Here is a 26,682-nt window from a genome sequence, read left to right on the forward strand (position 1 = left end):
GCCCGCCGAAGCGGACGCCGCCTGCCTGCCGTGCCCGGGGACGATCAGCGCCGTCCGGCCGGCTCCGGGACTCCGTGCGAGCCGGCCAGCGGCGCCGGGCCGCTGTCGTGGCCGCCGGTGTCACCGTGGCCGGGCCACCAGGCGGCGCGGCCGACCAGCGCGGTGAGCGCCGGGGTGAAGAACATCGCCATCACGAAGGCCGCCAGGAAGATGCCGAAGGCCATGGCGAAGCCGAACTCCAGCATGAAGATGTTGCCCGCGAGCATGAAGGTCGCGAACGACACCGCCAGGATGAAGCCGGCCGCCGCGACGGTCGGGCCGCCGTGGCGCACGGCCTCGCGGGCCGCCTCGCGCGGGTTGCGGCCCTCGCGGGCCTCCTCGCGCAGACGGGCGATGATCAGGATGTTGTAGTCGGTACCGATCGCCACCACGAAGAGGTAGATGAGGATCGGCAGCATGAACATCATGCCGTGCTCGCCCTTGATGTTCTGGAACAGCAGGGTCGAGGAGCCGAGGGTGGCGCTGAAGCCGAGGCCGACCGAGGCCATCAGGTACCACGGGGCGACCACGCTGCGCAGCTGGAGGCCCAGGATGAGCAGGATCAGCAGACCTGCGACCGGGAACACCAGCTTGTAGTCGTGGCTCATCGCCAGGTTGATGTCCTTGTAGATCGCGGTGATGCCGCCGACCTTGGCCTCGGTGCCGGCCGGAGCCTGCGCGTGGGCGACCTCGCGCAGCTCGGTGACGGTGTCGATCGCGTCGTTGCTGGACGGCTCGTTCTTGAGCAGGACGGTGAAGTCCGCGGTCGAGCCGTCCTGGCTGACCTGCGGCTTCGGCGCCGCGGTGGCCACGCCGGGGACGGCGCCGAGCTTGGCGACGTAGCCGTCGAACTTGCTCTCGTCGAGCTTCCCGCCACCGGTGGTGGAGAGGTAGATGTGCGTCGGGTCGGCGGCGCCCGCGGAGAAGCCGTTGACCAGCTTGTCCTGGACGACCATCGACTCCTTGTCCTTGGGCATGGAGCTGCCCGCGAGGTCGAAGGTGCCATTGTAGTTGATGGCGCCGGCGGTCAGGGCCACCAGCACGCCGCCGGAGGCGATGGCGACCATGGCGGGGCGCTTCTGGACCATGCGGCCGAGCGCGGCGAAGCGGGCGTCGCCGGGCTCGGTCATCCACTTCTTGCCGGGCCAGAAGACGCCGCGCGCCGGGATGACCGCGAGGACGGCCGGGGCCAGGGTGACCGAGGCGAACGCGGTGACGACGACCGCGATGGCGAGCGCCGGGCCGAGCGCCTTGAACATGCCGAGGCTGGAGAGGATGAGCGCCGCGAAGGCGACGGTGACCGCACCGGCGGCCGAGGCGATCGCCTCGCCGACCCGGCCGACCGCGTTGGCCACGGCCTCCTTGCGGTCGTCACCGGCCCGCAGCCGCTCGCGGTAGCGGAACGCCAGGAAGAGGAAGTAGTCCGTCCCGACACCGAGCACGACGACGATCAGAATGGCCGACAGGATCGGCGTGCTCTCCAGGTCGAAGGCCTTGGTGGCGTAGGCGATCAGGCCGTTGGACGTCGGCATGGCGACGGCCAGCGAGAGCAGGACCGGCAGGATGCCGGCGAGGATGCTCCGGAAGATGATGCCGACGATGATCGCGACCAGGAAGACGCTGCTGAGCGCGATGATGGCGTCCGCCGCGCCGGAGGCCTCCTTCTGGTCCAGCTGCTGGGCGGCGGCGCCGCCGAGCTGGAACTTCAGGTCGGTGCCCGAGGCGAGCGCCTTGCCCTCCTCGCGCAGCTTCTTGGCGGTCTCGCCGAAGGCCTCGGACTGCTGGGTCGTCTTGTCGATGGCGATCGGCGCCAGCGCGTACTTGCCGTCCTTGGACGTCGTCTGCTCGCCGACCGGGATGATCTTCTCGACGTGCTCGATGTTCTTGTCGGTGAGTCCCTGGACGATCTTGGCCATGGCGGCCTTGTCGGCATCACCCATGGGGGCGCCGTCGGTGCGCTCGAACAGGGCGAGCGCCGAGGGCGTGAAGCTGGCCGGGAAGGCCTTCTCCTGGACCTGCGCGGCCTGGATCGACTCGTAGTGCTTGGGAAGGAAGGCGGCCTCGTCGGTCTGCGCGGTGATCTTCGGCGCGCTCGCGGCGATCGCGATCATCGCGACCACCCACGCGGCGATCACCCACCAGGCGCGACGGACGACGAAGTGTCCTAGTCGGTGGAACATGCTCGTGATGCCTCCTGGGCATGGTTCACCGCAGCCCTCGGGGGACGGGGTCGGGCGACGGATGGACCGGCATGACGGCATGGCGACGGCGCCCCCGCCCCTAGCCGGTCGGCAGGTAAGTGTTGTGTGGGCATCATCCTACGAGAACTTGCTAGCCGCCCGGCAAGCCATTTCCCCCGCAGGCCGAATCCCCCCGGGGACGCCGAGCGGCGGCCCCGCACCATCTTCGCCTGCCGACCAGCCCACTCACCTCGTGCTGGGGGTGGAGACATCTCCCCCTCAGGGTGGAGCCAGATCCCGGACCGGGGGAGGAGAAAGTCAGGGTCGCCGGGTAGGGAAAACCCCACCCCATGCCCCTGGGAGGACCCCCGGGGTAACTCCCCCGCCAGCCGGATACCCCCTCAACTCCGGCTCTTCTACCGTCGATTGCGACGCCGGATCCTGCAACCGGCGCCCGCTTCCGGCGGCCGTCCGGCCCCGCGCACCCGCCGCCCTCCGCCGGCGGCGGCCGCCGCTCTCCCTGGGGGAACTCTCGTGAAGACCAGACTCGGCGTGGCCGCCGCCATGGGCGCCTGGAGCGCCCGGCACCGGAAGACCGCCGTCTTCGGCTGGCTGCTCTTCGTCGTCCTGGCCGCCGTCCTCGGCGGCCTGCACGGCAGCACACAGGTCAAGGAGGCCGAGTCCATGCCGGGCCAGGTCTCCCGCGCCGCCAGGATCCTCGACGACGCCGGGCTGAAGTCCCCGGCGAGCGAGACGGTCCTGGTCCGCAGCGACGCCCTGACCGCCGACGCCCCCGCCTTCCGGGCCGCCGTCGGCCAGGTGATCGCCGGCATCGACGCCACCGGCAAGGCCGCCGAGGTCCGCTCCCCCTACGACACCAGGGCGGTCTCGGCGGACGGCCACGCCGCCCTCGTCCAGCTGACCCTCAAGGGCGAGCACCAGGACGCCGTCGAGAACGTCCCGGCCGTCCTGGCCGCGGTCGCCGCCGTTCAGGAGCAGCACCCCGACCTCACCGTGGTCGAACTCGGCGACGCCAGCTCGGGCAAGTGGATCCGCGAGCAGTTCTCCGACGACTTCGCCCGCGCCGAGTGGACCGCCGTCCCGCTCGCCCTCGGCATCCTGCTGGTCGCCTTCGGCGCGCTGGTCGCCGCCGTCCTCCCGGTGGTGCTGGCCATCACCGCCTTCGTCGCGGCCGGCGGACTGGTCGCGCTGAGCAGCGGATTCCTGCACACCAGCGACAACGCGAGCTCGGTGATGCTGCTGGTCGGCCTCGCCGTCGGCGTCGACTACTGCCTCTTCTACCTGCGCCGCGAGCGCGAGGAGCGCGCCGCCGGGCGGGACGCGTCGACCGCGCTGGCCATCGCCGCCGCCACCAGCGGCCGGGCCGTCCTGGTCTCGGGGGTGACCGTCGTGGTCGCCATGGCCGGCATGTTCCTCACCGGCATCGCGGAGTTCCAGGCGATGTCCTACGCCACCATCGTGGTCGTGATCACCGCGGTGCTCGGCTCGCTCACCGTGCTGCCGGCGCTGCTCTCGCTGCTCGGCGACCGGGTCGAGAAGGGCCGCGTCCCGCTGCTGGCACGGCTGCGCCGGCCCGGCGCCGCCACCACCGGCGGCCGGGTCTGGAACGCCCTCCTCACCCCGGTGCTGCGCCGGCCGCTGGCCGCCGCCGTACTGGCCGGCGCCCTGCTGGTCGGCCTCGCCACGCCGATGCTCACCATGCACACCGCCAACCTCACCTTCCAGCAGCAGCTGCCGGAGGGCAACGAGCTGGTCGCCGTCTCGCAGAAGATCGAGGCCGCCTTCCCCGGCAGCCCCGCCCCGGCCACGGTGGTGGTCAAGGCCGCCGACATCGACTCCCCCGCGATGACCGCCGCGCTCGCCGACCTCAGGGCGAAGGCCCTGGCGAGCGGGAGGATGCACGGGCCGGTGGACGTCGCCGTCCACCCGGAGCAGAACGTCGCCACCGTCGACATCCCGCTCAACGGCACCGGCAACGACGCGGTCAGCAACGAAGCGCTGCGGACCCTGCGCGAGGAGATCGTGCCCGCCACCGTGCTGAAGGTGCCCGGCACGGAGGCCCCGGTCACCGGCCGCACCGCCGGCTCGTACGACTTCAACGCGAAGATGACCGGCTCCATGCCGCTGGTCTTCGGGTTCGTGGTGGCCTTCGCCTTCCTGCTGATGCTCGCCTCCTTCCGCTCGCTCGCCGTCGCCGCCACCGCCGTGGTGCTCAACCTGCTCTCGGTCGGCGCCGCCTACGGGGTGCTGACGCTGGTCTTCCAGCACGGGGTGGGCGCCTCGCTGCTCGGCACCGCCGGCGTCGGCGCGGTGGAGTCCTGGGTGCCGCTCTTCCTCTTCGTGATCCTCTTCGGGCTCTCGATGGACTACCACGTCTTCGTGGTCTCCCGGATCAAGGAGGGCCGCGACCGCGGCCTGCCGACCAGGGCCGCCGTCGCGCACGGCATCCGCTCCACGGCCGGGGTGGTCACCAGTGCCGCGGTGATCATGGTGGCGGTGTTCGCGGTCTTCGGCACCCTCTCCATGCAGGCGATGAAGCAGATGGGCGTCGGCCTGGCGGTGGCCGTGCTGATCGACGCGACCGTCATCCGCGCGGTGCTGCTGCCCTCGGTGATGACCCTGCTCGGCGAGCGCAACTGGTACCTGCCGGCCTGGCTGCGCTGGCTGCCCGACCTCTCGCACGGCGGTTCCGTCCCGCCGGTCGGCGCCGCCGCGGTCCTGCACGGCCCGGCTTCCACCGCCGGACCGGAGCCGGCCGGCGGCGCCCGGCACCGCCGGATCGGCGTCTGACGCCCCGACAGCTGCGCCCGCACACCCGGCCGGGCCCCGCTTCCCGCGGGGCCCGGCCGGCGTTTGCCACAATGATCGCCGGTCGACAGCCCCGGTCGACGCGTCGGCCGCCACCACGGAACGGACTCCCCCATGCTCCCCTTCGACGAGGGCCGCGCCCGGCTGCTGCTCGCCCACGCCTGCGAGTCCGCCGGCCTGCCCGGCCCCGGTGACGCCCGGCTGCTCGCGCTCGGCGAGAACGCCGTCTTCGACCTCGGAGACCCGGCCGTGGTGGCCAAGGTCGCCCGCGGACCGGAGCTGTACGACCGGGCCCACCACGAACTCACCGTCGCCCACTGGCTGGCCGGCCGGGGCATCCCGGTGGTCCGCCCGTACGAAGCCCTCGCGCCCGAGCCCCAGCTCGCCCACGGACACCCCGTCACCTTCTGGCACCGGCTCGCGCCGGCCGTCCGGCCCGCCCGCCCCGCCGACCTCGCGCCGCTGCTGCGCGCCCTGCATCGTTTGCCGCTGCCGCCCTTCCCGCTGGAGCGGCGCGACCTGCTCGCCCCGGTCGAGCGCTGGCTCGCCTCCGCCGAGGGCCACGTCGACCCCGCCGACGTCGCCTTCCTGCGCCACCGCCGGGACGCCTTCGCGGCCGCGCTGCCCGACCTCGTCCCGCAGCTGCCGGCCGGGGTGATCCACGGCGACGCGCTGCCGCGCAACGTCCACGTCGGCCCGGAGGGCCCCGTCCTCCTGGACCTGGAGAACGCGGCGCACGACCTGCGCGAGCACGACCTCGTGGTGCTGGCGCTCAGCCACGACCGGTACGGCGTCCCGGCCGAGGAGTACCGGGCGTTCACCGACGGCTACGGCTGGGACGTCCGCGAGTGGCCCGGCTTCGCGGTGCTGCGCGGCGCCCGCGAGACGGCGAGCGCCTCGTGGGTGGCGCAGCAGGCGCCGGGCAACCCGGCCGCGCTGGCCGAGTTCCGTCGCCGGGTGGAGTCGCTGCGGGCGGGCGCGACGGACGTGCGCTGGTACCCGTTCTGACGCCGGGGTGGGATCTCGGGCCGGGGACCCGAGGTGGCGGCGGGAGCGGCGGCGGTACCGGCGGGACCATACCGTGGGCCGCGCCGTGGGCCGCGCCCTTGTGGACCGCAACCGCGCGCGATCCGATCGGCGTCCTGTCTGACAGTCAGCCCGAAACCGGGCCTGACCGAGGGATCGGGACCCACCGCCGTATCCGGGAGCCGCCGCCATGCCGTCGCACGCCACCTCCCCCCGCACCTCACCACCCGCCCGGGGCCGCCGACGCGCCCTGACCGCGAGCTGCGCCGTCGTGGCCGCCGCCCTCGGCCTCGCCGCCTGCGGCACCGCCAACGGGGTGCTCCAGCCGAAGCCGAGCGTCACCGCCGTGTCGAGCCCGGCCGGCCCGACGCCCTCCGCGCCGTCCGCCGCGCCCACCGGCACGCCTTCGTCCCCGGGACCGTCCGGCTCCGGACCGGGCACCCCGGCACCGCCCACCGCCCCCGCCGCGCCCGCCCCTTCGGCCGCGACGGCCACGTCACCCGCCACGGTCGCGCCGAAGCCGACCCCGCCCGAGCCCGTGGCCCCGGCCCCGAGCACCACCCGGCCCCCGGCCCACTCACCGACCCCGACCACCCCGCCGGCCACCCGGCCGCCCACGGCGACCCCGGCTCCGCCACCGCCGCCGCCCGCGAACGACGGCGCCACCTCGGTGGTCCGCTCCACCGCCACCGGTGGCCGCACGGTCGCGCTCACCTTCGACGACGGCCCCGGCCCGGCCACCGGCCAGGTGCTGGACCTGCTCGCCCAGTACGGTGCCAGGGCGACCTTCTGCCAGATCGGCCAGCAGGCCGCCGCCAACCCCGCGCTGGTCAAGCGGATCGTCGCGGCGGGGCACCGGCTGTGCGACCACAGCGTGGACCACCCGCAGCCGTTCGCCGCGCTCCCGCACGACCGGGCCGACTACGAGATCGCCCACGCCGAGGAGCAGATCGTGCGGGCCGGCGGGCCGGGCACCCGGGTCTCCTGGTTCCGCGCCCCCGGCGGCGGGTTCACCGCCGACAACCAGCGGATCGCGGCCGGTCTCGGGCTGCGCCCGCTCGGCTGGTCGGTGGACCCGCGCGACTGGTCCCGCCCGGGCGTGGCGTCGATCGTCGCGTCCGTACAGAGCCAGCTGCGCCCCGGCGGGGTGGTCCTGCTCCACGACGGGGGCGGAGACCGGAGCCAGACCGTCGCCGCGCTGAAGCAGCTGCTCCCCTGGCTGGTCGCCCAGGGCTACCGGTTCGACTTCCCGGCCGGGTGACCCGCCCGGCGCCACCGGTCCCTCGACCCTTCCCCGCCCCTCCCGCGCCGCGGCGGCCGGTCCGCCTCCGGAGCCCCGCCGGGTTCCGGCCCGCGCGGCGGGTCAGCGCGGCGGCGCGGCGGGTCAGCGCAGCGGCGCGGCGGGTCAGCGCAGCGGCGCGGCGGGTCAGCGCAGCGGCCAGCGCGGGTCGACGACGGCCTGCGGGTCCTTGCCGCGGCGCAGCCAGGACTCCAGGCCCTGGGCCCAGTCCCGGTACCAGTCGATCTGGCGGGCGTGCAGCTCGGCGAGCGGGACGGCGCCGACCCGGTCGGGATAGCGCTCGGCGAGCGCGACGGCGACCCGGACGGCGGCGAGGGCGTCGCTGCCGGCCTCGTGGGCGTCGGTCAGTTCGACGCCGTAGACCTCGCAGACCCGCTGCAGGGTGCGCGAGCCCTTGCGGTACTTGTCGACGGCCCGGTCGATGACCAGGGCGTCGAGCACCGGCGCGACCGGCCCGCCGAGCCGCTCGGCGAGCGGGGCGAGCCCGTGGCGGTGCAGCTCGGCGTCGAGCAGCGAGAGGTCGAAGGGGGCGTTGAAGGCGACCACCGGGCGGCCGGCGGCGAGCCGCTCGCAGAGCGCGGCGGCTATCTCGTCCACCGCCTCCTTGGCCGGGCGGCCCTTGCTGCGGGCCGTGTCGTCATCGATGCCGTGGATCGCCGCGGCCTCGGCGGGGATCGGCACGCCCGGGTCGAGCAGCCATCCGGTGGCGCTCAGCCGGCGGGCTCCGAGGGTGTCCACGAGGGCGGCCGTGACGATGCGGTCCACGGCCGGGTCCGTGCCCGTGGTCTCCAGGTCGAAGCCGACCAGTGGCTGCTGCCACCAGCTCATAGGGGTGTGTCCTTCCGTCCTGCTGGTCGAAACAGCCCCTATCATCGCCCGACCCACCGACAATGCCGCCGCTGGGTCGGGCCGCGCCGGCCCCGGCCGAGCCGGCCGGCGGCGTCAGGACACCGGCCGGGAGTCCCCCCAGACCCCTTCGAACTCCTCCCGGTAGACCTCCAGCAGCCCCGCGTCGGTGCCGCCCGGCTCCTGGCCCGCGCCGCCGCGCAGGACGAGGGCGGGCGACTCCATGCCGCGGGCGCGGCGCAGGTAGGGCTGGACGACGCCGAGGTCGCGGCTCTGCCGGCGGGGACCGCCGGCGGAGCCGGCCGGGCGGGCCCCCTCGACCAGGTAGGCGGTGAAGCGCGGGGTCTCGTCGAAGACCCGGATCTCGAAGCCGCCCTGGTCCCGCAGCCGGGCCCGGACCCGGCGGACGTGCATGATGTTCATCTCGATCGAGCGGGCCAGTTCGCCGCGTCCGAGGCCGAGTTCGCGCTCCCGGCGGCGGACGGCGCTGCTGGCCGGGTTGAGGAAGAGCAGCCGGACCCGGCAGCCGTCGCCGGCCAGCCGGACCAGCCGCTTGCCGGTGTAGTTCTGGCAGAGCATGCCCAGGCCGATGCCGAGCGCGTCGAGCCGGCGCGCTCCGTCCAGCAGGTCCTCCACGGGGAGGTCGCGCTGGAGCCGGACCCGGTCGGGGTGCACCGCGACGACGTCCGCGTACCGGCCCGCGACCAGGGACTCGACCACGTCGGCGGGCACGCCGCCGGCGCCGCCGTCCAGGACGGCGAGCAGCCGGGCCGCGGCGCGCTCGGTCTGGGCGAGGACGGTCGGGGTGAGGACGCGGTTGCGGGAGACGACGTGCCGGGCGACCTCCAGCTCGTCGAGCGCCAGCTCGATCTCGCGGCGGTCGGCCAGGTAGGGCTCGAAGCACGGCCAGTGCTGGACCATCAGCTCGCGCAGCTGGGGCAGGGTGAGGAAGACCAGCGGGTCGTCGTCGGCCGGGTCGAGCAGGTAGCCCTTGCGGCGGCTGACCTCGCGGACGGCCCCCGCCCGGTGGGCCCACTCCTCGCCGGCGGGGCCGGCCGCGGCGGTGACCCAGTCCTCGCCGTGGGCGGGTGCGTAGATGGGGTACAGCACCTCGTCGACGAGCGAGCGCAGCCGCTGCTCGACCAGGTTGAGCCAGACGTAGGCGCGCCCGGAGAGGCGGACGCGCTGGTAGGCGTCCTCCCATTCGGCGCCGGACCAGGCCAGGGCGGGTATCTCGACCGGCCCGCCCTGGGCCGGCACCACGGCGCGGCCGGTCAGGGCGGGGCGCATGACGACGGTCGGCGCCTCGCTGCGGGCGTTGCCCCGGTCGGGGCCGCCCGGCCCACCGCCACGGCCGCCGGCGGGGTACACCATGCGCCACCTCACCTGGTTCCTGCTGGAGCTACTGCTGTCGGTCTTGAATCTCGTCTTCTGATGGTTCGCCACGAGCGCGGGGGCGGCCGGACGATCAAGGGTACTGCCCGCCGCGAGCCGCCCGCAGCCGGTTGGCCGAGGGACGCCCGTGGGCCCCGTCCGCCCCGCCGGCCCCGCGGGGCCCACGCGACCCGCCGGCCGTCGCGAACTGCCGCCGACCGGGCGCAGGACCGGGCGCGGGGCGCCACCGGACCGGGCGCCCGACCGCCGCCGGACACCCGTTCGGGCGAACACGCGCCAAATGGCCCCGCCGCCGGGGAAAGCGTCGGGGAGTATGCGGACTGTGCCGTGCGTCACGGCGCGCGACCGCCGCACATGTCCGGCCGCCCGGCCGGGAAGAGAGCGCAAGGGTCCGGGCTGATTGTCGGACTACATGTCAGTTGTCTTTCTACACAAGGAAGTTGGGGACAGATGCAGGTCTGGCCTGGGAAGCCCTATCCCCTCGGTGCCACCTACGACGGGGCCGGAACCAACTTCGCGGTGTTCTCGGAGAGCGCCGACCGGATCGAGCTCTGCCTGCTCGCCGAGGACGGCTCGGAGACGGCCGTCGAACTGCGCGAGACGGACGCCTTCGTCCGGCACGCCTACCTGCCCGGCGTCCAACCCGGGCAGCGCTACGGCTTCCGCGTCCACGGCCCCTACAACCCGGGCCTGGGCCAGCGGCACAACAGCGCCAAGCTGCTGCTGGACCCGTACGCCAAGGCGATGAGCGGCCACATCGACTGGGACGAGTCCGTCTACGGCTACCACTTCGGCGCCCCCGAGCGCCGCAACGACCTCGACTCCGCCCCGCACACCATGCACTCGGTGGTCATCAACCCCTACTTCGACTGGGGCACCGACCGGCCGCCGCGCACCGACTACCACCGCACGGTCGTCTACGAGGCGCACGTCAAGGGCCTCACCAGACTCCACCCGGGCATCCCCGAGGAGATCCGCGGCACCTACGCCGGCCTGGCCCACCCCGCGGTCATCGAGCACCTGGCCAAACTCGGCGTCACCGCGATCGAGCTGATGCCGGTGCACCAGTTCGTCCGCGACCACCGGCTGCGCGACCTCGGGCTGGCCAACTACTGGGGCTACAACACGATCGGCTTCTTCGCCCCGCACTCGTCCTACTCCTCGACCGGCGACCGGGGCCAGCAGGTCCAGGAGTTCAAGTCGATGGTCAAGGCGCTGCACGCGGCCGGCATCGAGGTGATCCTGGACGTCGTCTACAACCACACCGCCGAGGGCAACCACCTCGGACCCACGCTCTCGCTGCGCGGTCTGGACAACGTCTCCTACTACCGGCTCGCCCAGGACCAGCGGTTCTACGAGGACACCACCGGCACCGGCAACAGCCTGCTGATGCGCAGCCCGCACGTGCTCCAACTGATCATGGACTCGCTGCGCTACTGGGTCACCGAGATGCACGTCGACGGCTTCCGCTTCGACCTCGCCGCCACCCTGGCCCGGCAGTTCCACGAGGTCGACCGGCTCTCCTCGTTCTTCGACCTGGTCCAGCAGGACCCGGTGGTCTCCCAGGCCAAGCTGATCGCCGAGCCCTGGGACCTCGGCGAGGGCGGCTACCAGGTGGGCAACTTCCCGCCGCTGTGGACGGAGTGGAACGGCATGTACCGGGACACCGTCCGCGACCTGTGGCGCGGCGAGAACGCCACCCTGGCCGAGTTCGGCTCCCGGCTCACCGGCTCCTCCGACCTCTACCAGGACGACGGCCGCCGGCCGATCGCCTCGATCAACTTCGTCACCTGCCACGACGGCTTCACCCTGCGCGACCTGGTCTCGTACAACGAGAAGCACAACGCGGCCAACGGGGAGGACAACCGGGACGGCGAGTCCTTCAACCGCTCCTGGAACTGCGGCGTCGAGGGCCCGACCACCGACCCCGCCGTCGAGGAGCTGCGCGCCCGCCAGCAGCGGAACCTGATCGCCACCCTGATGCTCTCCCAGGGCGTGCCGATGCTCTCGCACGGCGACGAACTCGGCCGCACCCAGCTCGGCAACAACAACGCCTACTGCCAGGACAACGAACTCACCTGGGTGCACTGGCCGGAGGGCGACGGCCCGGAGGCCCGGCTGCTGGAGTTCACCCAGGGGATGATCTGGCTCCGCCGGGACCACCCGGTGTTCCGGCGCCGCCGCTTCTTCCACGGCCGCCCGGTCTCCGGCCGCCCCGCCGCCGGCGGCTCCGAGGACCTGACCGACATCGCCTGGTTCACCCCCGGCGGGGAGGAGATGACCAAGCGCAACTGGGGCGCCAGCTACGCCAAGTCGCTCACCGTCTTCCTCAACGGCTACGCCATCTCCGAGCCGGACCGGCGCGGCGGGCGGATCGTCGACGACTCCTTCCTGCTGATGTTCAACGCCCACTTCGAGCCGCTGGAGTTCACCGTCCCCGCCGACCACGGCCAGGAGTGGCAGGTGGTGGTCGACACCACCCTGCCCCGGCTGCCCGCCCCGGGGACCGGCGCCCGGGTGAAGGCCGGGGACACGCTCTGGCTCACCGACCGCTCGCTCATGGTGCTGCAGCGGCCCGCGTGACCGGGGCCCGGTCACCTGTTCGGATCAGCAGCGGGTCTTGGCCGCGGGCTCGCGCGGGTACTCATGGACACATGACCTCCGCCGCCGAGCCCGCGCAGCCCCGCCCGGCCGCTGTCCCCACCGCCACCTACCGCCTCCAGCTCCAGCCCGGCTTCACCCTCCGTGACGCCACCGCCGCCGTCCCCTACCTGGCCGCCCTCGGGGTCTCGCACCTGCACCTCTCCCCGCTGCTGGAGGCCGCCCCCGGCTCCACCCACGGCTACGACACCGTCGACCACGGCCGGATCAGCGAGCAGCTCGGCGGCGAGCCGGCGCTGCGCGAGCTGGCCGCCGCGGCCCACCGGCACGGCCTGCGGCTGATCGCCGACGTGGTGCCCAACCACATGGCCGTCCCCGTCCCCGAACAGCTCAACCGGCCGCTCTGGCACGTCCTACGGGACGGCCCGGACTCGCCGTACGCGCGCTGGTTCGACATCGACTGGGCCGCCCAGCCCGGACCGGCCGACGCCCCCGACCGCGGGCGGGTGCTGCTGCCGCTGCTCGGTGACCGGCTCGGCGCCGTCCTCGGCGACCTCACCGTCGACGGCGACCGGCTCCGCTACCACGACCACGTCCTCCCGCTGCGGCCCGGCACCCCCGGCCTGCCGCTCCCCGAGCTGCTCGCCCGCCAGTGGTACCGGCTCGCCTGGTGGCGACTGGCCCGCACCGAGCTGAACTACCGGCGGTTCTTCACCGTCAACGAGCTGATCGCCGTCCGGGTGGAGCTCCCCGAGGTCTTCGAGGCCACCCACGGCGTGCTGCTGCGCCTGCACGCGGACGGCGTCCTGGACGGGTTCCGGATCGACCACCCCGACGGCCTCGCCGATCCGCGCGGCTACCTCACCCGGCTCGCCGACGCCACCGGCGGCGCCTACACCGTCGTCGAGAAGATCCTCACCGGCGACGAGCGGCTGCCCACCGACTGGCCCTGCGCCGGCACCACCGGGTACGACGCGCTGCACCGGATCGACGGCGTCCTCACCGACCACGCGGGCGCCTGCCGGCTGGCCGGGCACTACGAGCACTTCGTCTCCGGCGCGGCCGCCGGCGAACCCTGCGCCGACCCGCACCCGGCCGTGGCCGCCGCCCGGCGCGGCCGCGCCGACATGACCGCCCCGCTCGGCGAGCTGGCCGCCGAGGTCGACCGGCTGGTCCGGCTCGCGGTGCGGATCGGCGCCGCCGACCCCGCGCACGCCGACCACGCACCCTGGCAGCTGCGCGCGGCCCTCCAGCGGGTGCTCACCGGCTACCCGGCCTACCGCCCCTACGTCCGGCCGGGCGAGCCCGCGCCCGCGGCCTCGCAGGAGCAGCTCCGGGCGGCCCTGGACGGCTCCGCCGACCCCACCGACCGGCTCGTCGCCGGACTCGCCCTCGGCCGGCTCGGGCGCGGCCCGGAGAAGGACGAGTTCTGCGTGCGGTTCGCCCAGACCGCCGCCGCCGTCGCCGCCAAGGGCGTCGAGGACACCGCCTTCTACCGCTGGAACGCCCTGATCGGCCTGAACGAGGTCGGCGGGGACCCGGCCCGCCCGGGCCTGCCCCCGGAGGACTTCCACGCCTGGTGCCACTACGTGGAGCGGCACTGGCCGGCCACCATGACCGTGCTCTCCACCCACGACACCAAGCGCAGCGCCGACGCCCGGGCCCGGCTGGCGGTGCTCGCCGAGCAGCCGGACCCCTGGGCCGCCGAGGCCGCCGCCTGGTCCACCGCCGCCGGCCCCGGCGGCGACCGGGAGGGCGACTGGCTGCTCTGGCAGACCCTCGTCGCGGCCTGGCCGATCACCCCGGACCGGTTGGTCCGGGCCATGCTCAAGGCCGCCCGCGAGGCCAAGCTGCGCACCTCCTGGACGACCCCCGACGAGCGCTACGAGCAGGCGCTCGCCGAGCGGGCCCGGGCGGTCTACGGGAACCCGGGGCTGCTGCCGCGGATCGAGGGGTTCGTCCGGGCGATCGCCCCGTACGCCCGTGCCAACACGCTGGCCGCCGCCCTGCTGCACCTCACCCTGCCGGGGGTGCCGGACCTCTACCAGGGCAGCGAGGAGCCGCTGCACACCCTGGTCGACCCGGACAACCGGGGCGTGGTGGACCTGGGCGCGCTCGCCGTCCGGCTGACCGACTCGGCGACGCCCCGGCCGGACGACCCGGCCCGGGAGAAGCTGCACCTCACCACCACCGCGCTGCACCTGCGCCGGTCCCGGCCGCTGGGCGCCTACCGCCCGCTCACCGCCACCGGCCCGGCCGCCGGCCACCTGCTCGCCTTCTCCCGCGGCCAGGACGTGGTCACCGCGGTCACCCGGCTCCCGTACGGCCTGGAGCGGGCCGGCGGCTGGCGGGACACCACCCTGGCGCTGCCGGCCGGCGGCGCCTGGACGGACGCGCTGACCCGGCGGCGCCACGCCGCCGGCGAGGTACCGGTGGCCGAGCTGCTGGCGGAGCAGCCGGTGGCACTGCTGACCAGGAGGGGCGGGGCATGACGGGCCACGAGGATGGGGCGGCCGCGCCGCGGCCGGCACGGCCCCGGACGGACACCGCGCGCCACTACGAGGTGTGGGCCCCGGCAGCCGCCGAGCGGGTCGAGGTGGAGGTCGACGGCGACCGGCACCCGCTGGCCCGCGACACCGCACGGGCCGGCTGGTGGCGCGGCGAGGCCCCGGCCGGGGACTACGCCTTCCGGCTCGACGGCGGCCCGCCCCTGCCCGACCCGCGCTCGCCCCGCCAGCCGCACGGGCCGGACGGGCCCAGCCGGCCCGTGGACCACGCCGCGTTCCGCTGGTCCCGCACCGGCTGGCGCGGCCGCCCGCTGCCCGGGGCCGTCCTCTACGAGCTGCACATCGGCACCTTCACCGCCGCGGGCACCTTCGACGCCGCCATCGAACACCTCGATCACCTGGTGGAGTTGGGGGTGGACCTGGTCGAGCTGATGCCGGTGTGCCCGTTCCCCGGCAAGCACGGCTGGGGGTACGACGGGGTCTCGATCTGGGCCGTGCACGAGCCGTACGGCGGGCCCGACGGCCTGAAGCGCTTCGTCGACGCCGCGCACCGCAAGGGCCTCGGCGTCGTCCTGGACGTGGTGCACAACCACCTCGGCCCGTCCGGCAACTACCTTCCCGCCTACGGGCCGTACTTCACCGACCGCCACCACACCCCGTGGGGCTCGGCGGTCAACCTGGACGCCCCCGGATCCGACGAGGTGCGCGCCTACCTGATCGGCAGCGCGCTCTCCTGGCTGCGCGACTACCGGATCGACGGCCTGCGCCTCGACGCCGTGCACGCCCTCGCCGACGACCGCGCCGTCCACTTCCTGGAGGAACTCTCCGCCGGGGTCGAGCGGTTGGCCGTCGCCACCAACCGGCCGCTGTTCCTGATCGCCGAGTCCGACCTCAACTCACCCCGCACCACCGCCCCGCGCCCGGCCGGCGGCCATGGGATCACCGCGCAGTGGAGCGACGACTTCCACCACGCGCTGCACACCGCCCTGACCGGCGAATCCCACGGCTACTACGGCGACTTCGCGCGCGCCCCGCTGGCGGCCGTGGCCAAGACGCTCACCCGCGGCTTCTTCCACGACGGGACCTGGTCCTCCTTCCGCGGCCGCAGCCACGGGCGGCCCTTCCCGCCGGGCGGCGGCCACCGGCTGCTGGGCTACCTGCAGACCCACGACCAGGTCGGCAACCGGGCGCTCGGGGACCGGATCTCCGCCGTGCTGTCGGCGGGCCGACTCGCCTGCGGCGCCGCCCTGGTGCTCACCTCGCCGTTCACCCCGATGCTCTTCATGGGCGAGGAGTGGGGCGCGGCCACTCCCTGGCAGTACTTCACCGACCACACCGACCCGGGCCTCGCGGAGGCCGTCCGCCGGGGCCGGCGACGGGAGTTCGCGGAGCACGGGTGGCAGGCGGAGGCGGTACCGGATCCGCAGGAGCCGGCCACCGTACTGCGCTCCGTCCTCGACTGGACCGAGCCGTGGCGTGCCCCGCACTCCGAACTGCTGGATTGGTACCGGAGGTTGATCCGGCTACGGCGCGAACGGGCGGCACTGGCCGATCCGGACCTGGCGGCCGTCCGGGTGGAGTTCGACGAGGCGGCGCGGTGGTTGGTGGTGCACCGGGGGCCGTACCGGGTGGCGGTGAACCTGGGCGACGGGCCGGCGGCGCTCCCGCTGGGGGCGCCGGGCCGGGAGGTGGCGGCCTCGTTCGGGGAGTGCGTACTGGACGGCTCGGCGGTGCGGCTGGCGGCGGAGTCGGTGGCGGTCGTCGCGGTGTGAGGCGGGCGTCGGCGGCGCCCGCGCCCCACCCGGGCCCGTGCCTCACCCGGGCCCGTGCCTCACCGGGCCCTGCCCTCGCCGGGGGCCATGGCCTCACCGGGGCCCTGGCCTCACCAGAAGAACGTGCCGATCCGCTCGCGCAGCGAGGCGGCGTCCAGCCCGTAGGCCGCCAGGTGCTCGGGGATCGAGCCGTAGTGCCGGTGCTCCTCGCGCGGCACACCGAGGGCGAGCACCCGGTGCGGCCGGTCGTTCAGCGCGGCGTGCGCCTCGTTGGCGGAGGTCCCGGCCAGGTAGGGCTCGACCAGCACCACGTCCGCCCGACCGCCGACGGCCGCACGCAGGCCGGCCCGGTCGAACGGCCGCACGCTGGCCGCGTACAGCACCGTCACGTTCAGCCCTTCGGTGGCCGCCAGCACGGCGTCCAGCATCGGGCCGACCGCGAGCACCACGCCGCCGACGCCCTCGCGCACGGCGGTGAACCGCCCGGGCTCCACCGGCACCGCGGCGGTGTTCTGGTGCGCGGAGAGCCGCACGTAGACGTTGCGGTCGCCGTCGGCCACGGCGTGGCGCAGCAACAGCTCCGCCTCGTCCGGGTGGCCGGGCACGTGGACCGTCCAGTCCGGCAGGGTGTCCAGCAGGGCGACGTCGCCCGGCGCCATGTGGGTCCGGCCGCCGGCCGGCCAGTCGTAGGAGCCGGCCGCGCTCACCAACACGGCGCCGACACCCTGGTGGACCAGGTCCAGCTTGATCTGCTCGAAGGGCCGTTCGACCAGGAAGCTGGCGAAGGTGTGGGCGAGCGGGCGCATCCCGCTGAGCGCCAGGCCGCCGGCCGCGCCGATCAGCAGCTGCTCGCGGATGCCGACGTTGACCACCCGGTCGGGGTGCCGCTCGGCGGCGCCGGCGAAGCCGGCCGCACTGATGTCGGCCAGCACCACGGCCAGCCGGGGGTCGTCGTCGAGCAGGCGGGTGGTGACGTCGAGGAAGCGCTCGCGCATGGTGTCCATCGGTGGGGTCCCGTGCCTTTCGGTGGTGTTCGGTGATCGTGGGGGCGGGCGTCGGCGGTGGGCGGCGGTGGGCGGCGGGGTCGGGACGGCCGGCGCTCAGGCGTTCTTGGGCTCGACGCGGGCCACCACGGCGTGCGGGCGGCCCGGGTGCGCGGCGGTGAACGCCGCGTGGAGCGCCTCGTGGTCGCGGCCGTCCACCGTCGCCGTCGACCAGCCCTCGGCGGCGAAGCGCGCCGCGATCCCGCCCCGCCAGCCGTGCGTGGCCGAGGAGTTGTCGATGACGACGACGTGCAGCCGCTCCAGGCCGGCGGCCCCGGCGAAGGCGACCGCCTCGTGGTTGGAGCCCTCGTCGAACTCCGCGTCCCCGAGCAGCACCCAGACCGCGGGCTCGCTCAGCCCCTGGGCCCGCAGCCCGAGCGCGGTACCGACCGCCAGCGGCAGCCCGTGCCCCAGCGAGCCGGAGCCGATCTCCACCCCGGGGACGAGCGTCCGGTCGGGGTGGTGGCCCAGCGGCGAGTCGTAGGCGCCGAAGCTGCTCAGCACCTCCCGGTCGACGAACCCCTTGGCGGCCAGGACGGCGTAGTACGCCATCGGGCCGTGGCCCTTGGAGAGCAGGAACCGGTCCCGGTCCTGGTCCTCGGCGGTGTCCGGGGTGACGCGGAGCACGCGGTCGTAGAGCACCCACAGGGCGTCCAGGGTGGAGGTGGCGGCTGGGCCGTGCTTCTCGTCGCCGGTCATCAGGCCCATCAGGGCGGGGAGGTCGCTGAACGCGGCTCCGCCCGGGATCGTCGTCGTCATGTCCTCGATGGTGCAACTTGAAGTCGACTTGAGGTCAAGCGGCTACAGTGGCCGTCATGACCGAGCCCATCGCCTCCGAGCAGCCAGCCGGCCCCAGCCGCCACGACCTGCTCACCATCGGCCAACTCGCCGACCGCAGCGGCCTCGCCGCCTCGGCCCTGCGCTACTACGAGAAGCTCGGCCTGATCCACGCCACCCGCACCACCGGCGGCCAGCGCCGCTACACCCGCGGCACCCTGCGCCGGGTCGCCTTCGTCCGGGCCGCCCAGCGCGTCGGCCTCTCGCTCGACGAGGCCAGGGTCGCCCTGGACCGGCTGCCCGAGCACCGCGCCCCCAGCGGGGCCGAGTGGGACGGCGTCGCCGCGTCCTGGCAGGACCGGATCGACGAGCAGATCGCCGAACTGGAGCGACTGAAGGCCAAGCTCACCGGATGCATCGGCTGCGGCTGCCTGTCGCTCAACCGCTGCGCCCTCTACAACGCCGGCGACCGCGCAGGCGAGGCCGGCCCCGGCGCCCGGTACCTGCTCACCCGCGATCCGGCCTCCGGCCCCGAGCCGGCCCCGGCGGAGGCCGACGGCCGCTGACGCAGCCGACCGTCGACCGCCGACCGCCGACCGCCGACCGCCGACCGCCGACGCCGCTGACGGGTACTCCGTTCGGCGGACTACGCCCAAGGTCGCACGGTCGCCTACCTCCCCGGACCGGTCCGCGGGCCTCGCCGGCGGCATAGCCTGCCGGGAACGGAACCGGAACCGCCGGCGCCGGGACGCCAGGAGGAGAGCACGTTGAGCACGGACGCACCGGTATCGCTGGTCACGGGCGCCAATCGGGGGATCGGCCGGGAGACGGCACGCCAGCTGGCCGGCCTCGGCCACACCGTGCTGCTCTGCGCCCGGCGGCAGGAGGACGCCGAGCGCGCCGCCGCCGAGCTGGCCGGGTCCGCGGGCGCGGTCCTGCCCCGCCGGCTGGACGTCACCGACGGCGACGGCCTCCACGCCCTGGCCCGCGCCGTGGAGGCGGAGTTCGGCCGGCTCGACGTCCTCGTCAACAACGCCGCGATCGACTACGACACCGCAGCCCGCGCCATCGACGTCGATCTCGACGACGTGCGCCGCACCTTGGACACCAACCTCTTCGGCGCCTGGCGCACCACCCAGGCGTTCCTCCCGCTGCTGCGCCGCTCCGCCCGGGCCCGGGTGGTCAACGTCTCCAGCGAGTCCGGTTCGCTGGCGAGCATGGGCGGCGGGACACCCGCGTACGGCGTCTCGAAGGCGGCCCTCAACGCGCTCACCCGGAAGCTCGCCGATGAACTGCGGGCGGAGCGGATCCTGGTCAACGCGGTCTGCCCGGGCTGGATCGCCACCGACATGGGCGGACCCGGCGGCGGACCGGTGGAGGAGGGCGGCGCCAGTGTCGTCTGGGCGGCCACGCTGCCCGACTCGGGCCCCACCGGCGGCTTCTTCCGCCACGGGCGGCCGCTGCCCTGGTAGCGGGCGGGGGCGGGCGGCGTTCCGACGTTCGGGTGACCCTCGGCTCCGGTTGCCCGGCGAACGGGCCGGGACGGTCTAGCGTGGGCGCGTCGCCGCAGGCAGCAAGGCTGGAGCAGCATGTCGACCGTCCGCCCCTCCCGTCACCGCCGGACCGTCCTCGCCGTCGGCGCGGCGGCCGCCCTCCTCCTGATCGGTGCCGCCGGCTGCTCTTCCGACGGGGGCGGCGAGCCGAAGACCCCGACCGGCACCGCGACCGCCAGCCCGTCGCCGACCTCCCCGGTGTCGCCGTCGCCGACCGCGGCGGCATCCCCGACGGCCACGGGGACGGCCACCGGCTCCCCCACCGCGGGGCAGGTCACCGTGACGATCAAGAACTTCCTCTTCAACCCCGCCACCTTCACGGTGGCGCCGGGAGCGAAGATCACCGTCACCAACCAGGACAGCACCGGACACACGCTCACGGCCATCGGCAAGGAGTTCGACACCGGGTTGCTGGAGCAGGGGCAGTCGGCGACGATCACCGCGCCGTCCGCCCCCGGCTCGTACGCCTACCACTGCGACGTCCACCCGAACATGACCGGAACGCTCGTCGTCCAGTAGGGCGGCGGACGCCGGCGCCCGGCCCGAGCCGGCTCAGGCCGGGCGCGGGTCCGAGCGGAGCAGGCTGTAGCGGACGACATCGCGCCACTCGCCGTCGCGGAAGACCAGGCTGCGCTGCACCCCCTCGCGGGCGAAGCCGCACTTCTCCAGGGCGCGCTGCTCGGCCAGATTGGTGGTCTCGGTGTCGGCCTCCAGGCGCACCGCCGGCGAGTGCGCGAACAGGTAGTCCACCAGCAGCCGCTGGGCGGCGGTGCCGATGCCCCGGCCGCGCGCGTCCGGGGCCAGCTGGATGCCGATACTCCAGTACGGCGCCACCGGAACGACGGCACGACGCCGCCAGGCGACGAAGCCGCGGAACACGCCGCCGTCGGCCACCGCCAGGTGGGACTGCTCCTCCCCCAGCAGCCCGTTCTCCGCCCACTTGCGCCGCAGGCGCCCGGGGTCCGACCAGCCGTACCACTGCAGCGGGCCGATGGCCTCCGGATCCTGGACGAGCGCTTCGAGGAGCGCCAAGTCGGCTTCCGAGATCGGGCGGAGAGATATCCGACGATCAGTCATTGAGTCACTTTAGCCAGCGGCGCGGAGCCTCGCGCAGGAAGTCGATCCGGCCGACTTCCTGCGCGCGAAGCTCTGCGCGGTTCAGCGGAGGTCGTCGGCCAGGGCGGACAGGACGCGGCGGCGGATGCGGGCCGACACCTCGGGGAGGAATGTCGCCAACTCGGCATCCAGGCAGCGGCGTTCGGCCCGCAGGAGGCGGACCACGACGGCCCACCGGGGGTGGTGGGGGCGCATCATCGGTCGACCTCCGGGGCGGTCCAGTGGAGGCGCAGGTGGTGAACGGCCTCGGGGAGGACGACGGGGAGGTCGAGCGGGCCGGTGCGGTCGAGGTACTCGGCGACGAACCGGTCGGCGGAGGGGCCGGTGAGGTAGCGCTCGAACCACTGCCACTGAGATCTGCCGATGGGGCGGAACTGCAGGGCGCTCCAGAGGGAGTCGAGCGCGGCGGGGAGGTGCGAGTAGATCGTCGGCGGCAGGATGCCGCCGGTGATCTCGGCGGCGACGAGGCGGTCCTCCCTCATGCGACACGCTCCGCGGGGGTGGCGCTGGAGCCGACTTCGGCCCAGACGATCTTCCCGATGCCCAGGCGAGGGCAGCAGCCCCAGCGGTGCGCGAGGGACTTGACGAGGACCAGCCCGCGGCCGGATTCGTCGTCCTTGCCGGCGGTTCGAAGGACGGGCTCCCGTTCACCCCGGGCGTCGTGCACCTCGATCCGGAGACGGGCGGGAGCGAGGTCGAGCACAAGGAGCACCTTGTTGCCGAGGGGCGTGCCGTGCACGACGGCGTTGGTGACGAGCGGAGACGAGCAGGAGTCCGATGTCGGCGAACTGCTGAGCGGCCGGGGCGCCCGCGAGGAGCGCTTGGAGGTGTCGGCGGCCCTCACCGGGCGATCGCCGGCTGCGCAAGAGCCAGTGTTCGGCCCGGGCGACGGGGATGGGGACGGGGGCCGAGTCGGCGATTTCGGGCATGAGGGAGCCACCTTCCAGGCGCAGTGAGGAGAAGGCGAGTTGCAGGGGACGAGAGCCGGCCGAAGGCATGGGAATGCCCGGCGAGCAGCCATTGTGATCACTCAGACGATCCGTCGAGCTACTGCGAGTAGCATGCCCTCATCGAGCAATTGCATGCAACCGCTTCCTTTGAGCAATTGCATGATCTCTAGCGGGGGTTGAGCCCCAGAGGGGGGTGGCACACTATGCAAGGAACCAACCAGCCAGGGGGTGTGACGCGTGGGCAGTCCGACCGTGCTGCGGCGTAGGCTCGGCGGCGAGCTCGGCAAGTTGCGCACCTCGCGCGAGATGAACGCCAAGGATGTGGCAGCAGCGCTTGGTTGGTCCGCTTCGAAGCTGAGCCGGATCGAGAGCGGGCAGGTCCCGCTCCAGGAGCGGGACGCGGCCAAGCTGCTGGCTCACTACGGTGTCAGTTCACCCGAAGAGGTGAAGCACTTCCTCAGCCTGACCAGGCAGAGCCGCCAGCAAGGCTGGTGGCACGCATATGGCGATGCGTTGCCGGAGTGGTTCCGCGCCTACGTGGGCTTCGAATCCGATGCCACGAAGATCGTCACATATCAGTGCGAGCTGGTCCCGGGGCTACTCCAGACCGAGAAGTACGCCCGAAGTGTGATCCGGGCAATGAAGCCGACAGAATCCTCCGAGGACGTCGAACGCCGCGTGGCGCTCCGAATGGCTCGTCAGCAGATCCTCGATCGACACGACCCACCTCAGCTCTGGGCCATCATCGGCGAGGCCGTCATACGGCGCCCGGTGGGCGATGGCGCCGCTATGGCCGAGCAACTGCATCACTTGGCCGACATGGCCAATGATCGACCTAACGTCACGATCCAGGTTCTCCCGTTCTCAGCAGGGGCCCACGCCGCCATGGGAGCGTCCTTCTCGGTGCTTTCATTCAGCGACATCCCGGGCAGCGTGGCCTACTCCGAGGTGACGACCAGCAGCATCTACACGGAGCGCCCATCTGAAGTCGCCCGCCATGAGGACGCGTTCCTGCGCCTCATGGCGGCTTCAGTCCAACCCGAGAAGTCCATCTCCTGGTTGAGGAAAGTCGCAGAGGAGTACAACGAATGACGCAGGACTTCCAAGACGCCAAGTGGCGCAAGAGCACATACAGCAACGGCGAAGGTGACTGCATCGAGGTGGCTGACGGGCTCCCGGGAATCCTGCCGGTCCGCGACAGCAAGGACCCTGACGGGCCTGCCCTCACCTTCACAACCAGTGCCTGGCAAGCCTTCATTGCTGCCATCCGCAACGGCGAGCTCAAGGGCTGACCTCTTGGCCCCGTCGGGCGATCGCCCGACGGGGCCAGCTCAGTCCACACCTCCGGCCGACGACGCTCGCGAAGCCCCACTCCCTTCGTAGTGGAAGCGTTATCCGGCACACCCGGAACCAGGACCTCGCCGCCGCCCGCAAAGGGCCCGAACCGGGCCACCACGGGGGCCATGCAGCTCCCCCGCATCCCCCTCGGAGGGGCAGCTCCCGCAGCCCGCACAGAGGCCTCCACGGCGCCTCACCGCCGCCCCTGACACCGCCTCCGACCAGCGACTTCACCGCGCCCGATCACTAGCATCGAGATCAGCGGACAACCCGACCGTCCGCCGTACAGGGGGCTGCGAATGCATCGCGACATCCGTACCACCGACGACGTCCTCGACCTCCTCGACCGGCTCTTCCCCCCCGAGGCCGACCGCTGGACGGAGAACGCCGCCGGCTGGTGGGACACCTTCTACGCCGACCGGTCCTCCGACCGCCCGTTCTTCGTCCCCAAGCCCGACGAAAACCTCGTCTCCTACCTCGACCGCGGCCTTCTCCCCTCCTCCGGCCGCGCCCTGGACCTCGGGGCCGGGCCCGGCCGCAACGCGATCCACCTCGCCTCGCGCGGCTTCGACGTCGACGCCGTCGACCTCTCCCCCACCGCCGTCGCCTGGGCCGAGGAGCGGGCCCGCGAGGCCGGCGCCGCCGTCCGCTTCCACTGCGGGAACATCTTCGACGTCGAACTCCCGCACGCCCGCTACGACCTGGTCTACGACTCGGGCTGCCTCCACCACCTCCCTCCCCACCGCCGGATCAGCTACCTCGCCCTGCTGGCCCGCGTCCTGGCGCCCGGCGGCCACCTCGTCGTCAACGCCTTCGCCGCCGGGGCGATGGGCAGCGAGCTCCCCGACGAGGAGCTGTACCGCAACGGCCGGCTCGACGGCGGCCTCGCCTACACCCCCGATGAACTGCGACACCTCTTCTCGGACTTCACCGAGATCGAGATCCGCCCGATGGAGCCGCAGCCGGCCGACTCGCCGCTCTTCGGCATCCCGGTCCTGCTCACCGCGCTCTTCCGGCGGCCGGCCGAGCGCCCGTAACACCCAACCGGCCGGGCACCCTCGTGGGCGCCCGGCCGGCCGTCGCGCGGCGTCAGGCGCGAACCGTGTACCAGGCGCCGATCCCCCGACAGAAGCCGGAAATGAACCAGCCGGTCGTGCGGAAGCCGGGCGGTGGGCGAGCCGGAGCAGGTCCACTCCACTGCTTGTCACATCGGGCGCAGTGCCGATCCGTCCCGCCAACGGTAGAGGTCGCGCAGCAAGGCGATCTCGGCGCCGTGATGGATGAGCTCCCTGTTGACGTGCAACACCCTGTTCTCCATGGGGAACTGCTCGGGACCCATCGCGGGCGGACTCTCCAGGTCGGCGTCCGAGAGCCCGCGGACACCCGCGTGCCATCGCCCGTACATCTCATCGAGCTGTCTCAACGCCTCGTCAGCGGTCCCTGCATAGTTGAACGTCTGGGAGTCGACGTCCCGGCCATCGAAGTACCATCCGACCCGATATCCCAGGCACGAGACGATGATGTGGGCCAGCCGCCAGGCGATCGTGGTCACCGGCGCCGGCACCGGATCAGGGTGGGCAGAATCCATCGTCCACCCTCCTGCGTCCGCCGACACCGGTACGGCGGACGTGTCGCGTGGGCGGATGTTCCAGCAGCCGTGCACCGGCTCCCAGAAGTACTCCTCGTCGGCAAGGCCGTCCAGCCGCGGCCGCAGGTTCTTGTGCCAGTACCAGTCCAACTGCTCTGCCAGCCGCTCGCTTCTAGTCATCTCTGCACACTACAAGTGAGCTTTCCCCAGGCCACCACGGCAGCCGGTTCGACCAGGACTCACAAGTCGACGCCCTTGCCCCACGGCACGGCTTGACGCTCGTACCCTCGCGAACGGCTCGACCATCGCACCTCATCCGCTTTCCGGAACGGCTCGTGATGGCCTGTCCGGCATCCGCCGAACGACCGTCGTCGACCCCCCGCCGAAGGGCGGGGCCGGTCGGGCCGCGGAGTCCGGCGTGGCCTACCGTGGGCGTGAAAGGGGACCGCTTTGACCGACGATCAGATCATCGACCTTGCGCTGGAGGACGGGAACTCCCTGCTCCTCGACCCCGCTCTCCCGTTCCCCGAGCGGGTCGGCGCGGCGGTCCGGAGCTGGGAGGCGGGCGGCCGCGGCTCCGCCGGGCTGGTGGACGGAAAGGCCTTCTTCGCCCTCCGCTGCTGGGAATCGGCCGCCGCCCGCCGGGGCGAGGAGCTGGACGGGCCGACCGCCGACTACGTCCGGCGGTCCTACGACGGCATCGGCGGCCGGGCCGGCTGGGACGCCCTGCTCCGCCGGCGGACCGCCTGCGCCTGCCACGGCGACACCTGGCGGCTGGAGAACGTCGAGCTCTGCCTCGGCTGCCTCCGCTACCTGTGCTACCAGCTCGACGGGCCCTGCTGCGAGGGCGCCGAGATCGTCGGCTGAGCGGCCGGACCCGTCGGACCGGCAAGGCCGGTCAGCCGCCCAACAACCGGGCCAGCAGCGCCGCCGGACCCTCCGGCAGGCTGCCGTGCACCAGCTCGGTGCGGTGCACCAGCCGCGGCGCCCGCACCGGCGCGGCCGCGACGCCCGGAGCGCCGTCCAGCGCCGCCGCCGGCAGTACGGCCAGCCCGTGCCCGGCCGCGACCAACGCGAGCAGGCCGCGGACGTCCCCGCCCAGGTAGCGGGCGGCCGGCCGGAAGCCGTCCACCGCGGTGGCGGCGCGCAGCCGGTCGGCCGTCGGCGCGATCCCGGGGGCGTCGAGCCAGCGGGCCGCCGAGAGGTCGGCGAGGGCCACGCCCCGGCGGCCGGCCAGCGGGTGCCCGGCGGGCAGGGCGACGGCGAGCGGCCGCTCGTCCACCGCGACGGTGCTCAGCGGGCCGACGTCCGGGAGCGGCAGCGGGTCGCTCGGGGCGGCCAGGCCGTCGACCAGGGCGAGGTCCACCTCGCCGGTGGCCACCAGGGTGGGCAGGGCCTCCCGGGCCACCACCCGGACGGTGAGGTCCACCCGGGGGTACGCCCGGCGCACCTCGGCGAGCGCACTCCCCAGCGCCGCGCCGACCGCCAGCGGCGCGGTGCCGAGCACCAGACGGGCGCTCGGTGCTCCCACCAGGCGGGCGACGTCGGCGCGCGCCGCGTCCAGCCGCAGCAGCAGGGGCCCGGCGTGCTCCAGCAGCCGCGCGCCGGCCTCGGTCGGGCCGACCGGGCGCCGGGTGAGCAGGCTCGTGCCGACGTCCGACTCCAGCGCGGCGATCTGCTGGGAGACGGCGGACTGGGTGTAGCCGAGCTCCCGGGCCGCCTCGGAGAAGGAGCCGAGCCGGGCCACGGTGACGAAGGTGCGCAGCTGGTGCGGGTCCACCGCTATCAGTTCTCCTGATCCACGGGTCAGAAATCATCGTTG

At 73.8% G+C, this 26,682-nt stretch carries 24 protein-coding genes; 13 read left to right on the plus strand and 11 right to left on the minus strand.

Annotation, left to right across the window (positions count from 1 at the left end):
• Nucleotides 1-44: 44 nt before the first annotated feature.
• Nucleotides 45-2,219: an MMPL family transporter gene (locus MCM47_RS01515; protein ID WP_238740140.1), complete on the minus strand. Its 2,175-nt coding sequence runs from the start codon at nt 2,217-2,219 to the stop codon at nt 45-47.
• A gap of 564 nt (nt 2,220-2,783) precedes the next feature.
• Here MCM47_RS01515 and MCM47_RS01520 point away from each other — a divergent pair.
• From MCM47_RS01520 to MCM47_RS01530, 3 genes are all read left to right on the plus strand, one after another.
• On the plus strand, nt 2,784-5,030 hold the full coding sequence (locus MCM47_RS01520) for an MMPL family transporter (RefSeq protein WP_238741456.1): 2,247 nt from the start codon (nt 2,784-2,786) through the stop codon (nt 5,028-5,030).
• Between the two features lie 132 nt (nt 5,031-5,162).
• Nucleotides 5,163-6,056: a phosphotransferase enzyme family protein gene (locus MCM47_RS01525; protein WP_238740142.1), complete on the plus strand. Its 894-nt coding sequence runs from the start codon at nt 5,163-5,165 to the stop codon at nt 6,054-6,056.
• A gap of 208 nt (nt 6,057-6,264) precedes the next feature.
• On the plus strand, nt 6,265-7,335 hold the full coding sequence (locus tag MCM47_RS01530) for a polysaccharide deacetylase family protein (protein WP_238740144.1): 1,071 nt from the start codon (nt 6,265-6,267) through the stop codon (nt 7,333-7,335).
• Between the two features lie 165 nt (nt 7,336-7,500).
• Here MCM47_RS01530 and MCM47_RS01535 read toward each other — a convergent pair whose 3' ends face one another.
• Both MCM47_RS01535 and MCM47_RS01540 read right to left on the minus strand, forming a co-directional pair.
• On the minus strand, nt 7,501-8,202 hold the full coding sequence (locus MCM47_RS01535; RefSeq protein ID WP_238740146.1) for an exonuclease domain-containing protein: 702 nt from the start codon (nt 8,200-8,202) through the stop codon (nt 7,501-7,503).
• Between the two features lie 114 nt (nt 8,203-8,316).
• Complete coding sequence (locus tag MCM47_RS01540) at nt 8,317-9,594, minus strand: SAV2148 family HEPN domain-containing protein (protein ID WP_238740148.1); 1,278 nt, start codon at nt 9,592-9,594, stop codon at nt 8,317-8,319.
• A gap of 471 nt (nt 9,595-10,065) precedes the next feature.
• Here MCM47_RS01540 and glgX point away from each other — a divergent pair, with 471 nt between their 5' ends.
• From glgX to treZ, 3 genes are all read left to right on the plus strand, one after another.
• The gene (gene glgX, locus MCM47_RS01545; protein WP_238740150.1) at nt 10,066-12,198 is read left to right on the plus strand and encodes a glycogen debranching protein GlgX; all 2,133 of its coding nucleotides are present in this window, start codon (nt 10,066-10,068) and stop codon (nt 12,196-12,198) included.
• Nucleotides 12,199-12,269: 71 nt separating this feature from the next.
• Complete coding sequence (gene treY, locus MCM47_RS01550; protein WP_238740152.1) at nt 12,270-14,708, plus strand: malto-oligosyltrehalose synthase; 2,439 nt, start codon at nt 12,270-12,272, stop codon at nt 14,706-14,708.
• The gene (treZ, locus tag MCM47_RS01555; protein ID WP_238740154.1) at nt 14,705-16,495 is read left to right on the plus strand and encodes a malto-oligosyltrehalose trehalohydrolase; all 1,791 of its coding nucleotides are present in this window, start codon (nt 14,705-14,707) and stop codon (nt 16,493-16,495) included. The genes treY and treZ overlap by 4 nt, the downstream gene beginning before the upstream one ends.
• Nucleotides 16,496-16,605: 110 nt before the next feature.
• Here the strand turns inward: treZ and MCM47_RS01560 are convergent, their stop codons facing one another.
• Complete coding sequence (locus MCM47_RS01560) at nt 16,606-17,499, minus strand: transketolase family protein (RefSeq protein ID WP_238740156.1); 894 nt, start codon at nt 17,497-17,499, stop codon at nt 16,606-16,608.
• A 96-nt stretch (nt 17,500-17,595) separates the two neighbouring features.
• Nucleotides 17,596-18,297: a transketolase gene (locus tag MCM47_RS01565; RefSeq protein ID WP_238740158.1), complete on the minus strand. Its 702-nt coding sequence runs from the start codon at nt 18,295-18,297 to the stop codon at nt 17,596-17,598.
• 56 nt (nt 18,298-18,353) lie between these two features.
• Between MCM47_RS01565 and soxR the strand changes: the two genes are divergently transcribed.
• The 3 genes from soxR to MCM47_RS01580 all read left to right on the plus strand — a co-directional run bounded on the left by soxR (nt 18,354) and on the right by MCM47_RS01580 (nt 20,387).
• On the plus strand, nt 18,354-18,881 hold the full coding sequence (soxR, locus tag MCM47_RS01570; protein ID WP_238740160.1) for a redox-sensitive transcriptional activator SoxR: 528 nt from the start codon (nt 18,354-18,356) through the stop codon (nt 18,879-18,881).
• Between the two features lie 201 nt (nt 18,882-19,082).
• Entirely contained in the window at nt 19,083-19,787 is a 705-nt protein-coding gene (locus tag MCM47_RS01575) for an SDR family NAD(P)-dependent oxidoreductase (RefSeq protein ID WP_238740162.1), read from the plus strand.
• Nucleotides 19,788-19,904: 117 nt separating this feature from the next.
• Nucleotides 19,905-20,387 (plus strand): cupredoxin domain-containing protein, encoded by a 483-nt coding sequence (locus MCM47_RS01580; protein WP_238740164.1) that lies wholly within the window; start codon nt 19,905-19,907, stop codon nt 20,385-20,387.
• Between the two features lie 33 nt (nt 20,388-20,420).
• Here the strand turns inward: MCM47_RS01580 and MCM47_RS01585 are convergent, their stop codons facing one another.
• The 4 genes from MCM47_RS01585 to MCM47_RS01600 all read right to left on the minus strand — a co-directional run bounded on the left by MCM47_RS01585 (nt 20,421) and on the right by MCM47_RS01600 (nt 21,723).
• On the minus strand, nt 20,421-20,945 hold the full coding sequence (locus MCM47_RS01585; protein ID WP_255751567.1) for a GNAT family N-acetyltransferase: 525 nt from the start codon (nt 20,943-20,945) through the stop codon (nt 20,421-20,423).
• An 81-nt stretch (nt 20,946-21,026) separates the two neighbouring features.
• Complete coding sequence (locus MCM47_RS01590; RefSeq protein ID WP_238740168.1) at nt 21,027-21,182, minus strand: hypothetical protein; 156 nt, start codon at nt 21,180-21,182, stop codon at nt 21,027-21,029.
• Nucleotides 21,179-21,466: a hypothetical protein gene (locus MCM47_RS01595; protein ID WP_238740170.1), complete on the minus strand. Its 288-nt coding sequence runs from the start codon at nt 21,464-21,466 to the stop codon at nt 21,179-21,181. Before MCM47_RS01595 ends, MCM47_RS01590 begins: the two co-directional genes overlap by 4 nt.
• Nucleotides 21,463-21,723, minus strand: a complete 261-nt coding sequence (locus tag MCM47_RS01600) for an ATP-binding protein (protein WP_238740172.1) — start codon at nt 21,721-21,723, stop codon at nt 21,463-21,465. Before MCM47_RS01600 ends, MCM47_RS01595 begins: the two co-directional genes overlap by 4 nt.
• Nucleotides 21,724-22,171: 448 nt before the next feature.
• Here MCM47_RS01600 and MCM47_RS01605 point away from each other — a divergent pair, with 448 nt between their 5' ends.
• The 3 genes from MCM47_RS01605 (at nt 22,172) to MCM47_RS01615 (ending at nt 24,309) form a co-directional block, all read left to right on the plus strand.
• Nucleotides 22,172-23,026, plus strand: a complete 855-nt coding sequence (locus tag MCM47_RS01605) for a helix-turn-helix transcriptional regulator (protein WP_238740174.1) — start codon at nt 22,172-22,174, stop codon at nt 23,024-23,026.
• Entirely contained in the window at nt 23,023-23,226 is a 204-nt protein-coding gene (locus tag MCM47_RS01610) for a DUF397 domain-containing protein (protein ID WP_238740176.1), read from the plus strand. The genes MCM47_RS01605 and MCM47_RS01610 overlap by 4 nt, the downstream gene beginning before the upstream one ends.
• A gap of 345 nt (nt 23,227-23,571) precedes the next feature.
• Nucleotides 23,572-24,309 carry a class I SAM-dependent methyltransferase gene (locus MCM47_RS01615; RefSeq protein WP_238740177.1) on the plus strand — a complete coding sequence of 246 codons (738 nt, stop codon included), beginning with the start codon at nt 23,572-23,574 and terminating at the stop codon, nt 24,307-24,309.
• Between the two features lie 167 nt (nt 24,310-24,476).
• On the opposite strand, the gene MCM47_RS01620 is transcribed toward MCM47_RS01615, so the two are convergent.
• Nucleotides 24,477-25,040 carry a DinB family protein gene (locus MCM47_RS01620; protein ID WP_238740179.1) on the minus strand — a complete coding sequence of 188 codons (564 nt, stop codon included), beginning with the start codon at nt 25,038-25,040 and terminating at the stop codon, nt 24,477-24,479.
• 270 nt (nt 25,041-25,310) lie between these two features.
• Between MCM47_RS01620 and MCM47_RS01625 the strand changes: the two genes are divergently transcribed.
• The gene (locus MCM47_RS01625) at nt 25,311-25,727 is read left to right on the plus strand and encodes a hypothetical protein (RefSeq protein WP_238740181.1); all 417 of its coding nucleotides are present in this window, start codon (nt 25,311-25,313) and stop codon (nt 25,725-25,727) included.
• A 31-nt stretch (nt 25,728-25,758) separates the two neighbouring features.
• Here the strand turns inward: MCM47_RS01625 and MCM47_RS01630 are convergent, their stop codons facing one another.
• Nucleotides 25,759-26,640 carry a LysR family transcriptional regulator gene (locus MCM47_RS01630; protein ID WP_238740183.1) on the minus strand — a complete coding sequence of 294 codons (882 nt, stop codon included), beginning with the start codon at nt 26,638-26,640 and terminating at the stop codon, nt 25,759-25,761.
• Nucleotides 26,641-26,682 lie beyond the last annotated feature (42 nt).

This window comes from Kitasatospora sp. A2-31, from assembly GCF_022288725.1.
Classification (GTDB): Bacteria; Actinomycetota; Actinomycetes; order Streptomycetales; family Streptomycetaceae; genus Kitasatospora.

Bases quoted from the DNA above. Each gene is read 5' to 3' on its own strand.
- MCM47_RS01515 (WP_238740140.1), bottom strand. From the start codon at position 2,219: ATGTTCCACCGACTAGGACACTTCGTCGTCCGTCGCGCCTGGTGGGTG.
- MCM47_RS01520 (WP_238741456.1), top strand. From the start codon at position 2,784: ATGGGCGCCTGGAGCGCCCGGCACCGGAAGACCGCCGTCTTCGGCTGG.
- MCM47_RS01525 (WP_238740142.1), top strand. From the start codon at position 5,163: ATGCTCCCCTTCGACGAGGGCCGCGCCCGGCTGCTGCTCGCCCACGCC.
- MCM47_RS01530 (WP_238740144.1), top strand. From the start codon at position 6,265: ATGCCGTCGCACGCCACCTCCCCCCGCACCTCACCACCCGCCCGGGGC.
- MCM47_RS01535 (WP_238740146.1), bottom strand. From the start codon at position 8,202: ATGAGCTGGTGGCAGCAGCCACTGGTCGGCTTCGACCTGGAGACCACG.
- MCM47_RS01540 (WP_238740148.1), bottom strand. From the start codon at position 9,594: ATGGTGTACCCCGCCGGCGGCCGTGGCGGTGGGCCGGGCGGCCCCGAC.
- glgX (WP_238740150.1), top strand. From the start codon at position 10,066: ATGCAGGTCTGGCCTGGGAAGCCCTATCCCCTCGGTGCCACCTACGAC.
- treY (WP_238740152.1), top strand. From the start codon at position 12,270: ATGACCTCCGCCGCCGAGCCCGCGCAGCCCCGCCCGGCCGCTGTCCCC.
- treZ (WP_238740154.1), top strand. From the start codon at position 14,705: ATGACGGGCCACGAGGATGGGGCGGCCGCGCCGCGGCCGGCACGGCCC.
- MCM47_RS01560 (WP_238740156.1), bottom strand. From the start codon at position 17,499: ATGGACACCATGCGCGAGCGCTTCCTCGACGTCACCACCCGCCTGCTC.
- MCM47_RS01565 (WP_238740158.1), bottom strand. From the start codon at position 18,297: ATGACGACGACGATCCCGGGCGGAGCCGCGTTCAGCGACCTCCCCGCC.
- soxR (WP_238740160.1), top strand. From the start codon at position 18,354: ATGACCGAGCCCATCGCCTCCGAGCAGCCAGCCGGCCCCAGCCGCCAC.
- MCM47_RS01580 (WP_238740164.1), top strand. From the start codon at position 19,905: ATGTCGACCGTCCGCCCCTCCCGTCACCGCCGGACCGTCCTCGCCGTC.
- MCM47_RS01585 (WP_255751567.1), bottom strand. From the start codon at position 20,945: ATGACTGATCGTCGGATATCTCTCCGCCCGATCTCGGAAGCCGACTTG.
- MCM47_RS01590 (WP_238740168.1), bottom strand. From the start codon at position 21,182: ATGATGCGCCCCCACCACCCCCGGTGGGCCGTCGTGGTCCGCCTCCTG.
- MCM47_RS01595 (WP_238740170.1), bottom strand. From the start codon at position 21,466: ATGAGGGAGGACCGCCTCGTCGCCGCCGAGATCACCGGCGGCATCCTG.
- MCM47_RS01610 (WP_238740176.1), top strand. From the start codon at position 23,023: ATGACGCAGGACTTCCAAGACGCCAAGTGGCGCAAGAGCACATACAGC.
- MCM47_RS01615 (WP_238740177.1), top strand. From the start codon at position 23,572: ATGCATCGCGACATCCGTACCACCGACGACGTCCTCGACCTCCTCGAC.
- MCM47_RS01620 (WP_238740179.1), bottom strand. From the start codon at position 25,040: ATGACTAGAAGCGAGCGGCTGGCAGAGCAGTTGGACTGGTACTGGCAC.